The organism is Mesorhizobium sp. CO1-1-11 (assembly GCF_020164995.1).
GTDB classification, from domain to species: domain Bacteria; phylum Pseudomonadota; class Alphaproteobacteria; order Rhizobiales; family Rhizobiaceae; genus Mesorhizobium; species Mesorhizobium australicum.
Genome location: NZ_JAIUHE010000015.1, coordinates 1 through 10,900, shown reverse-complemented (window position 1 = coordinate 10,900; position 10,900 = coordinate 1). Strand labels below are relative to the sequence as shown.

The window sequence follows — 10,900 nt, the reverse complement described above, 5'->3', positions numbered from 1 at the left end:
CATTTCGCGAACTGCGCGCGCCGCTTCGAAACGGGTGTCCATGGCCGATAGCATCCTTGAAGGTGATACCCACAGGATGCTGGATGATGCCGGCATCGTCAGCTACAGTGTTCTGGACCAGGCGCTGTGGACACGCTTCCGTGCGGCCGGAACGTCGGATGAGTTCATCGGTGCATGGCTGGGCCTTCTGTGCCGCCAGATTGCCGATGCCTCGGCAGCAGCCCTGGTGCTCGGGGAAGCCGATACCGGGCCTTATGTGCTGGCCGCTGCATGGCCGAACTCACAGTCGCCGGTCAGTGGACTTCTCGCCGCCGCCGAGATGGCCACGGGAAAGCGTCAGGGCGTCAGTGTATCGGGTCCGGCGGACAACACACAGATCATCGCGTCACCCATCCTCATCGACGGGCATCTGTTCGGAGCCTGTGCCGTTGCCGTGAAGCGAAACGACGCTGCCTTCACCGACATCATGCGCAAGATCCAGTGGGCTTGCGGCTGGGTGGAGGTGCATCTGCGCCGTGGCATGAGCGATCAGAGCGAACAGGCCGCGCAGCGCAGCCGCTTTGCGTTCGATATGTTGGCGGCGGTGATCGAGAAGAAGCGGTACAAGGGCGCTTGCACCGCCCTCGTCACCGAACTTGCCATGCGGCTGAACTGCGACCCGGTCGCCGTCGGCGTGATGCGCCGCCGCTGGACGCGCGTTGCGGCGGTGTCGCATTCGGCGGCATTCGACGGCAAGGTCAGCTTCATGCGCGACATCGCGGCGGCGATGGACGAGGCAATCGACCAGCGCGCCGTGGTCGTCGCGCCACCGCGCCAGGGTCAGGAATATCGGGTCAGCATCGCGCACGAAGCCTTGACACGCCAGTACAAGAACGGCGCTGCCCTGACCGTGCCGCTGCAGAGCAACGGCACGATAACGGGCGCGCTCACCTTCCTGCGGCCCGCCGACGCGAGCTTTGACCAGGAGACGATCTATCTTTGCGATGCAGTCGCGGCCGTGGTCGGACCGGTGCTCGAGGAAAAACGCCGTAACGACCGGACGATCTTCACCAAGGCGATCGAAGCGGGCTGGATCCAGATCAAGAGGCTGCTTGGCCCGCGCTTTATCGGGCGCAAGATTGCGACGCTGGCCGCGGTGGCGATAGCGGCCTATCTGAGCGTCGCCACTTCGCCCTATGCGGTAACTGCGCCTGCTGTCATTCGAGGTTCGGTGCAGCGAACCATCGTTGCCCCATTCAGCGGCTATGTCCTGTCGGAATTCGCCAAGGCAGGCGAAACGGTGCGCAAGGATCAGGTGCTGGCGCAGCTTGACGATCAGGATCTGAATTTCGAGCGGCTGCGGCTGGTCACCACCAAGGCTCAGAAGGAAACGGAATTTGACCGCGCGCTGGCGCGTGGCGAGCGTGCCGAAAGCCAGATCATCGAGGCTCAGATCAAGCAGGCGGACGCGCAGCTGTCGCTGATTGACGAACAGCTGCGGCGCACCCGGCTGGTGGCGCCGTTTGATGGATTCATTGTCTCCGGCGATCTGTCGCAGTCGGTCGGCGCGGCGGTCGAGCGTGGCCAGGAATTGTTTCACATCGCGCCGCTCGATTCTTACCGCGTTGTCCTGGAAGTCGACGAAAGCGACATCGACGACATCAAGATCGGCCAAACCGGCCAGTTGCGGGTCAGCGCGTTGCCGAGGGAACCGCTGCCATACAAGATTGAACAGATCACGTCTGTCTCGCGACAGGGCAACGGCCGCAACTCGTTCATGGTCGAAGCTTCGCTCGCCGGATCCCTCGAGCGGCTGCGCCCCGGCATGGAGGGCGTCAGCAAGACCCATGTGGATGAACGGCTGCTGTTCTTCGTCTACACCCAGAAGATGATCGACTGGCTGCGCCTGACCCTCTGGCGCTGGGCGGGCTGACCATGGACGGGAGCTATTTCAGTTCGTCTTGGTATCGCGTCGCGCAATTGAAGCCCCGGCTGCGGAGCCAAGTGAGCATCCACCGCACGATCTTCCGTAACCAGGTCTGGTATGTAATGCAGGATCGGACCTCAGGCCGCTTCCATCGCTTCACGCCGGAGGCCTATTTTATCATCAGCCTGATGACCGGCCGGCGGACCATGCAAGAAGTGTGGGACAGCGCCTGCGAACGCCTCCACGAAAAGATCATAACACAAGACGCGGTGATCCGCCTTTTGGGGCAGCTTCACGCCTCGGATGTGCTGTTTGGCGACATTCCACCCGACATTGAGGAAATCGCCGACCGCGCCAGCAAACAGCACAACCGTAAACTTCTGTCGAAATTCGCAAATCCGCTGGCTATTCGCGTCGGGCTGTTCGATCCGAACGAGTTCCTGAACGCGACCTATCCGCTGGTGCGGCCGTTCCTATCCTGGTTGGGCGGCATCGCTTTCCTCGCGCTGGTTGGCTATTCGATTTTCCTTGCTGCGATGAATTGGCAGGCGCTGACCGGCGACGTGACTGACAGGGTTCTCTCGGCCGAGAATATTGTCCTGATCCTGATCGCCTACCCCTTTATCAAGACCTTGCATGAACTGGGGCATGCCTACGCCGTCAAACGTTGGGGCGGCGAAGTGCACGAGATCGGCGTGATGCTGCTCGTATTCATGCCGGTGCCCTACGTCGACGCGTCGGAGAGCCTGGCATTCCGGGACAAGTGGCAGCGCGCCCTGGTGGGTGCGGCAGGCATTGTCGTCGAGGGGTTGTTGGCCTGTCTGGCGCTGATCGTCTGGCTGAACGCCGAGGCCGGATTGGTGCGCGCCTTCGCATTCAACGTGATGCTCATCGGCGGCGTCTCGACCTTGCTGTTCAATGGCAATCCACTGCTGCGCTTCGACGGCTATTACGTCCTGAGCGACATTCTCGAGATACCGAACCTTGGTCAGCGCGCGACCAAATATCTCGGCTATCTGGTTCAGCACTATCTGTTCGGTATCGAAAGCGCCGAAACGCCGGCAACCGCACAGGGCGAAGAGTTCTGGCTGTTCAGCTACGGCGTCACGTCATTCTTCTACCGGATCGGCGTCATGGTGGCGATCGTCACGTTGGTCAGCCAGCGTTACTTTGTCGTCGGCATGATGATGGCTGGGTGGGCGCTGGTGCTGATGGTTGGCGTGCCGCTGGCGCGCCAATTGTGGTTCCTGTTCACGAGCCCATCCCTGAGAAAAACGAGGGGGAGGGCCTTCGCCGTCGTTGCAGCCAGCCTCGCACTGGTAGCCTTGCCGTTCTTTGTCATCCCGCTACCCTACGCGACCGCCGCGCAGGGAGTCGTCTGGCTGCCGGGCGACGGCGTCGTCAATGCCGGTGTCGATGGCGTTGTGGCGGAAATTGTCGCGACGCCCGGCGCCCGGATTGAGCGAGGCGCCCCGATCTTGCGGCTGGAAGACCCTATGCTGGAGGCGCGGACCGTCCTGCTGGATTTGAGGGTCGGGGAGCTTGAGCGCCGCCTCGAAAAGCTCGACGTCTCGGACAAGGTCAACGCCAAAGTGGTGGCCGAAGAACTCAGGCTGGCGCGCGCCGACCTGGTCCTGGCCCGCGACCGTGCCGAGGCGCTGACAGTCCGGGCTCAGGCAAGTGGAACGCTGATCGTTCCCTCTTCAAATGATCTCGAAGGCAAGTTTGTGCGCCGTGGCGAGACGCTGGCCTATGTGACGCGGTTCGACCAGCCGACATTGCGCGCCGTGATCCCGGAGGGCGACGCCGACCTGGTTCGCAACCATACGGAGTTCGTCGACGTGCGCTTCGTCGAAGACCTGTCGGTTTCCCATTCCGCCAAGATCATACGCGAAGTGCCGTCGTTGACCGCGACTTTGCCGAACGCCGCATTGAGCACGGTGGGCGGTGGCCAGTTCTCACTCGATCCGACCGATCATGCGCAGAAGCGGGTGCTTGCCAATTTGATGCATCTGGAACTGGCGCTGGCCAATCCAAGCAAGATCGACCGCATTGGCGGGCGAATCTACGTCCGTTTTTTTCACGGCAATGTCCCGCTTTACGAACGGACCTATCGCTGGATCAGACAGGTTTTCCTGCGGGTCTACAAGGTATGACCTGCGCTACCGGAGGAGTTAATATTTGGATTAAGTTAACTAGATCGCCTGATGAGTGCACCAAAAAATTCGATAAATTGTTTACTTATACAAATAAACGAGAGACAATACTTCGGATTCAGTGCCGATATATAATGTATAAACGACGATTGGCCGTTTTAACCTCGAGGAGAGTTCTCATGACTGTTCAACTTCTTTTCTACCAAGACACAAAGCCGGTGACCTCAGACCGCCACAGAGATGTTTCAATCAAGGCGGGTCACTCCTACAGCTTCGCCCGAAACGTGAATTCGGTACCGGTGACGGCTGTCGAATTCGCGCAGGCAGCGGCGGAGTACCCGATCGTTTTCGCGGGCACCGAACACTCGATCATGCCGGCGGTCATTCTCGGCGTGAAGCAGACCGAAAACCTTTATGTCGACGATGCCGGCAACTGGAGCGGCAAGTATGTTCCGGCGTTCGTTCGGCGCTATCCGTTTGTTTTCTCTTCCGATGCCGGCGGCCGAACGTTCATCCTCAACATCGACGAGAGCTTTGAAGGCATCAACCGGGAGGGCCGCGGCGAGCGCCTGTTCGACAGCGACGGACAGCAGACGCGCTACCTGAAAGAGGTGCTTGGCTTCCTTCAGGATTATCAATCGCGCTTTCAGCGCACCAAGCAATATTGCGATCGTCTTAAGTCGCTCGGGTTGCTGCAGCCGATGCAGGCGCAGTTCAATTTGAACAGCGGCGAGCGTCATTCTCTGGCCGGCTTCATGACGGTCGACCGGGAGAAGCTGAAGGCAATCGATGTCGCCGACCTGCAAGCCTTGTTCGGAAATGACGAATTGGAGTGCACCTATCTTCACCTCCACTCCTTGCGGCACTTCGCCAACATGCTGGAGCGGATGCCTGCCCCGGCCCTGGACGTGGAGGACAAACCGGAACCGGCACCAGAGGCCGCCAAAGCGAAACGGGAAAACGGCAAATCGCCGGCGCACAAAGGCGGTGGACGAAGCGCGGATGCCGGGCTGCAGGCCGAGGCCGAGGATAGTGGGCAGCAGGCTTGACCAGGTGACGACCGGGATATCACTCGAGCGTAGTGGAGTAGGAGCTTGACTGCGGCCGGGCAACCGGCCGGCGTCTTGCTTCCCGCCCTCGATCTCGGCGCCGAGCGGGAAGACCCGGCGCCGAAATTCCTCGACTGGCTGGATCAGTGGCTGGTCGGCGTGACCTCGCCGCTACGGGAGCGAGCGAGGCTCAGGCGGATGTATCGCGCACTGCCTCGCATCGAGGTCCTGGGGCGTGACTATGCGGCCATAACCGAAGTTGAGCTTCTCGAGCGGGTCGCGGCGTTCCGCGGGGTGATGCGTCGCGGCGGCCTCACCCAGGCGAACATCGAACGATGCTTCGCGATCGTGCGCGAGATATCCTGGCGCAAGCTCGGACTGCGCCACCACAACGTTCAAATTCTGGGCGGCCTCGCAATGCTTGACGGGCGGGTGGCGGAAATGGCGACCGGCGAAGGAAAGACGATCACCGCCGGTCTCGCCGCATCGGCAGCGGCGCTGGCTGGCACGCCGGTTCACGTCATAACCGTGAACGACTATCTGGCGGAACGCGACCTTGCGACGCTCAAGCCCGTCTATGACTTTCTCGGCCTGACCACGGGCCTGATCCAGAGTGGCGACAGGGCAGGGCGGCCACGAATCTATGCGTCGGACATTGTTTATGCGAGCAACAAAGAGGTTACGTTCGACTACCTGCGCGATCGCATGGCGCTTGGCCAAAGAACCGGGCTGCTGCACCGCAAGCTCAGCGGCTTCGGCCAGGTCGGCAATGAGAATTCGCAAACGGTCATGCGCGGTCTGCACCTGGCAATCGTCGACGAAGCCGACAGCGCGCTGGTCGATGAGGCGCGTACGCCACTGATCATCTCCCAAGAAAGCAACTCCGTCGACGAACGCGACTGGGCGGAAAAGACGTTTCGTCTGGTCGAGGACCTTCAGCAGGATGTCGACTATTTGCTGTTGCCGGACCGGCGCCGTATCGAATTGACGGAAGCAGGCAAGGACAGGCTCTGGACGCGCGCTGAGGCGGCCGACGGATTCTGGCGCAACCGCATCCGACGCGAGGAATCGGCCAGGCAAGCACTCTCCGCCTTGCTGCTTTTCCGACGCGGCGAACACTATCTGGTCGCCGACGAGACAGTCCAGATCGTCGACGAATTCACCGGACGCATCATGGCCGACCGCACCTGGAGCGATGGCCTTCATCAGTTGATCGAATTCAAGGAGGGCTGCAAGGTGACGCCGCGCAAACGCACCGCCGCGCGGATCACCTATCAGCGCTTCTTTCGTCGCTATCTGCGCCTCGCCGGCATGTCCGGCACAGCCTACGAGGTCAAAGGCGAACTGGGCGCCGTCTACGGGCTGTCGGTTCTCGCCGTGCCGACCCATGTGCCGCCCCGGCGCGCGAAGCTCGCGCCAATTGTATGTGCGACGCGCGAGGAGAAATGGAACCGCATCGTGCAGGAGGTTGAGACGATGCGGACCCTCGGACGGCCGGTACTGATCGGCACGCGTTCGGTCTCGGCGTCGCAGGAACTCAGCGCGTGTCTCGACCGCGCCCGCATCGAGCATGCCGTGCTGAATGCCGAACAGAGCGCGGACGAGGCGAATGTCATTGCGGGCGCGGGTCGTGTCGGAACGGTGACGGTCGCGACCAACATGGCCGGGCGCGGCGTGGACATCAAGGTCGATCCAGAGGCGCTGGCAATGGGAGGGCTTCATGTCGTGCTGAGCGAGCGCCATGATGCCCGTCGGATCGACCGGCAGATGGAGGGGCGGACGGCGCGCAAGGGAGACCGGGGGTCAACGCGGGCCATTCTTTCGCTGGAGGATCCGATCCTCGATCTCGCGCCGCCACGCCTTGTCGAGTGGGCCAGCCGGCGTCAAGGCTGGTTCAGGCGCCGCGCCGCGCTTGCGCTGTTTCGGGTGGCGCAGATGCGCGCCGAACGCGCGCACGCATCGGAGCGCAAGGACCTTCTCGATCAGGACCGGCGGCTGGGTGTGCTGCTCGCCTTCTCCGGCAAATCCGAATAGACTTGGGCTGGCGGCTGGAGAGGCCGCGGCGGGCAGGGAGCCACGTTAAATGCTGCGAGCTATCTTCTCCATAGGCACCGTGTTTCTGGCTGGCGCAACTCATGCAGCGGCGTTCGATTGCGTCGTCAACCCTTCGATCGTGGTGGGTGTAGGCAGCCCTGTACCTGGCCTTCTGGAGGAGGTACTGATCGATCGTGGCGACATCGTCAAGAAGGGTCAAATCCTGGCCCGGATGAATGCAAGCACCGAGCTGTCAACGGTTGACTTGATGTCCGAACAGGCGGCCAACACGTCAGAAATCGAGGCTCAGCAGGCACGCTATCAACTGGCCTTAAGCCGCATGGACCGCTCCAAGCGGTTGGCCAGTCTGAACGTCGCCTCGAAGGATGCCGTCGAGGAAGCGGTCGCGCAAATGGAGGTTTCCAAGCGCGAAGTGGCCCTCGCCGAAACGCGCAAGCGCATTCTCGAACTCGAACTCGCTCGAGCAAAAACGGTGCTGGGCCAGAAGATTATCTTCAGCCCGATCGACGGTATTGTGATGGAGCGCAAGCTATATGCCGGGGAATACCTCGACCAGAACGGGAAACTGGCCACGATCGCACAGCTCGACCCGTTGAGCGTAGAAGCCTTCGTCGCCGACAGCGAATACAGCAAGTTCAGCGTCGGCCTCGCCGTCAAGGTGACCGTCAGCGAGCCGCGCGATGAAGTCCAGGTCGGCACGGTTCAGGTGATCGACAGGGTGCTGGACGCTGCCAGCAGGACGTTCGGCGTGCGCATCATGCTGCCCAATGCCGGCAACCGTTTGCCCGCCGGCCAGCGATGCAAGGTCGAATTCGACACCAAATCGAACTGAAGCGCCCCTACCGCAGCCGAAGCCTACCGCTGTCGCGCATCCGGCCAGCGGGAAAGTTTCTGATTATTGTCCATAAAAAACAATAAAATCAATAGAGTAGCCGCGTCTATAAGCCTGCCCGTGATCATTGATTTCCAACGAAAATACCTTTGTTGGAGTGGTGACGGTACTTTCGAAGCTCTATGGTGCCGCCCTCGGACTCCGCCAGGAGCAAAAAATCGCCCGATTGGTCCCGATAGTTGGTGCAACCTCAAATATTTTTGCGGCGATTTTCGCTTTAAAATCAAAAGCGTAACATTTTGGCGGCCTATAGGTCGGCGTTGCGCGTCACAAATAAGAAAAACCGAGATAGATCAATGACCTACTTGGGTTAGAAACAATCGAGTGGGAGTGAAGGAGCGGCAATCGCGTAGATTCGGCGGCGATTTTCGCCATCGAGAATTGTTCTCGTGTCGTGTCTCACTTTCGCTGAACTGGTATTCTTCATCTCCAATCTGGCAAGTCCGATCTGCCCAAGTCCCTTACGAGGTAGAGACCTTTAAGAAGGGGGGGCTACGGCGTAAAACGGCGTGCACAAAGGCAAGATCTGCTTCGCGCCTTGTCATCCTTGGAGTGATCTGCGTTGGAGCGTGAAAATTCCGGATGTCCGGCTCGCCCGTGGCAGCGATCAAGGTCCAGCGTTAGTGCGCTGGCGGGCTCTCGTTACGCTGCCCCGCATCTTCTGCCGCGCTGGCTCATATCAGGCGTGCGCTAGTTCGATCTCACAAGCCGATCCGGGTGGCTGCAGCTCCTTCATGTTGAATATTAACCGTTCGCCCAAGTTGGACGTTGACGCTTCCTCCCCAGTAGAGTTAATAATCTCCTAATATAAGCATTGTCTAAAATCTCTTGATCGGAAACCGGCGATTTAGGCGATGCAATTGGGTTGGGAGACGCAGCGCTGCGACAACGCCGTCGCAGCCGCCATCATGCGATCATCATCCGCTAGCTCCAGCCGGCACCTGCTTGTCCGGCAGGCTCGCTGATGATGCGCCGCACTCGCTTTCAACCCAGCTGCGTGGCGACTTTGGGATCGGTGCTCGGACAGAGCGTGGTCGTACAGGACTATCAACAAACAGGCGTTGGGGCGTCTGCTACAGAAACAGGGGTTGAAAATGGCTACTCAGGTCACCGGTGCCGGCGGCACCACGGCGTCATTCTCCAATACACCGCAGGCAAAGGACGACACCTTCCTCTATTCGGAAGATGCAACCGGGGTCCTTGTCCTGAACGTTTTGGCGAATGATCTGGGTGGCGCAGCCAAACAGCTCTACTCCATCGACAACTCAATCCCAGAGAGCGGGTTGACGGCAACGAAAACGCCATCGCCAATAGACCTGCTCACGCGCGACACCACATACTCCAACGACAGTGCCGGCCTTGCCGGAACCACCGACACGAGTTTGCTTGGAGCGCGTATTTGGATGGCCAGCGATGGCACAATCCACTACGACACGGCGAGTATCGCTGGGCAGCTACAGGCACTTTCTGCGGGTGAGGTTCTCGTCGATAAGGTGACCTACGCTATTCAACTCGGCAACGGCACGCTGAGCTGGGCCACTGCCACCGTTCAGTTCACCGGCACGAATGACAAGCCCGATATCCATCTGGTGACGACCGACAGCGCGGCCGCGTCGCTGATCGAGACGAACTCGGCTCTGACGAAGAGCGGCACGCTGACTGTGAACGACGCTGACGTCTCCGACACAGTAACCGCAAGTGTCGCCTCAGTGTCGCTCGCCGGTACCCTTGGCGGCCTGAACAGCGCCGCCGTCATCGGCATGATGACGGTTTCACCGACCTCGCTGACGGCTAACCCTGGCGAAACCAACAATCTGGGCTGGACCTTCAATTCGGCGCCACAAGCCTTCGACTTCCTGGCTGTCGGCGAGACGCTGACGCTCACCTACACGATCAAGGCCGACGACGGCCATACAGGCACCGACATGCAGACGGTGACGATCACCATCAACGGCACCAATGACGCGCCGGACATCACCGTTGGCGCCGGCGACAGCGCTACAGCCTCGCTGACCGAGACCAATGCAGCCCTGATGAAGAGCGGCACCCTGACGGTGAACGATGCCGACCTCTCCGATACGGTGACTCCTAGCGTGACCTCAGTCTCGCTAGCCGGCACAACGGGCGGTCTGAACAGCGCCGCGGTGCTCGGCATGCTGACGGCGTCGCCGGCCTCGCTTGCCGCCAATCCGACCGACACGCACAATCTGAATTGGTCGTTCAACTCGACACCGCAAGCCTTCGACTTCCTTGCCCAAGGCGAGACTCTGACGCTCACCTACACGATCAAGGCCGACGACGGCCATACCGGCACCGACACGCAGACGGTGACGGTGACCATCACCGGCACCAACGATGCCGCGACGGTGAGCTCGGACGCGAAGTCGGTGAGCGAAGGCGACACGGCTGCGGCGCTGAACACCAGCGGCCAGCTGACGATCACCGACCCCGACACGGGTGAGGCCCATGTCGTGGCGCAGACCAATGCGCCCGGCATCTATGGCGACTTCTCGATCGACGCCAACGGCGCCTGGACCTACGCCGGCAACGGCGCGCACAACGAACTGATCGCGGGCCAGATCGTGACCGACACCTTCACGGTGACGAGCCAGGACGGCACGGCGACGGGCACGGTGACGGTGACCATCACCGGCACCAACGATGCCGCGACGGTGAGCTCGGACGCGAAGTCGGTGAGCGAAGGCGACACGGCTGCGGCGCTGAACACCAGCGGCCAGCTGACGATCACCGACCCCGACACGGGTGAGGCCCATGTCGTGGCGCAGACCAATGCGCCCGGCATCTATGGCGACTTCTCGATCGACGCCAACGGCGCCTGGAC

The 10,900-nt window shown here is 61.0% G+C and carries 6 protein-coding genes; all 6 read left to right on the top strand.

Translation table 11 applies throughout. The features are described 5' to 3' along the window. The first annotated feature begins 40 nt into the window (after positions 1-40). The gene (locus LB554_RS18680; RefSeq protein ID WP_224586138.1) at positions 41-1,912 is read left to right on the top strand and encodes an HlyD family efflux transporter periplasmic adaptor subunit; all 1,872 of its coding nucleotides are present in this window, start codon (positions 41-43) and stop codon (positions 1,910-1,912) included. 71 nt (positions 1,913-1,983) lie between these two features. Continuing rightward, complete coding sequence (locus tag LB554_RS18675) at positions 1,984-4,062, top strand: peptidase M50 (protein ID WP_224586137.1); 2,079 nt, start codon at positions 1,984-1,986, stop codon at positions 4,060-4,062. 134 nt (positions 4,063-4,196) lie between these two features. Beyond that, the gene (locus LB554_RS18670; RefSeq protein WP_224586135.1) at positions 4,197-5,111 is read left to right on the top strand and encodes a SapC family protein; all 915 of its coding nucleotides are present in this window, start codon (positions 4,197-4,199) and stop codon (positions 5,109-5,111) included. 45 nt (positions 5,112-5,156) lie between these two features. Continuing rightward, positions 5,157-7,145, top strand: a complete 1,989-nt coding sequence (locus LB554_RS18665; protein ID WP_140617582.1) for a prepilin peptidase — start codon at positions 5,157-5,159, stop codon at positions 7,143-7,145. 49 nt (positions 7,146-7,194) lie between these two features. Continuing rightward, a complete protein-coding gene (locus LB554_RS18660; protein ID WP_224586133.1) occupies positions 7,195-7,998 on the top strand; it encodes an efflux RND transporter periplasmic adaptor subunit in 804 nt (267 codons plus the stop codon). A gap of 1,154 nt (positions 7,999-9,152) precedes the next feature. Then, positions 9,153-10,900 (top strand): VCBS domain-containing protein (locus LB554_RS18655; protein ID WP_224586132.1); only part of this gene is annotated, 1,748 nt, incomplete at its 3' end.

Coding starts and splice junctions, on each gene's coding strand:
- LB554_RS18680 (WP_224586138.1), top strand. CDS start 41: ATGGCCGATAGCATCCTTGAAGGTGATACCCACAGGATGCTGGATGAT.
- LB554_RS18670 (WP_224586135.1), top strand. CDS start 4,197: ATGTATAAACGACGATTGGCCGTTTTAACCTCGAGGAGAGTTCTCATG.
- LB554_RS18660 (WP_224586133.1), top strand. CDS start 7,195: ATGCTGCGAGCTATCTTCTCCATAGGCACCGTGTTTCTGGCTGGCGCA.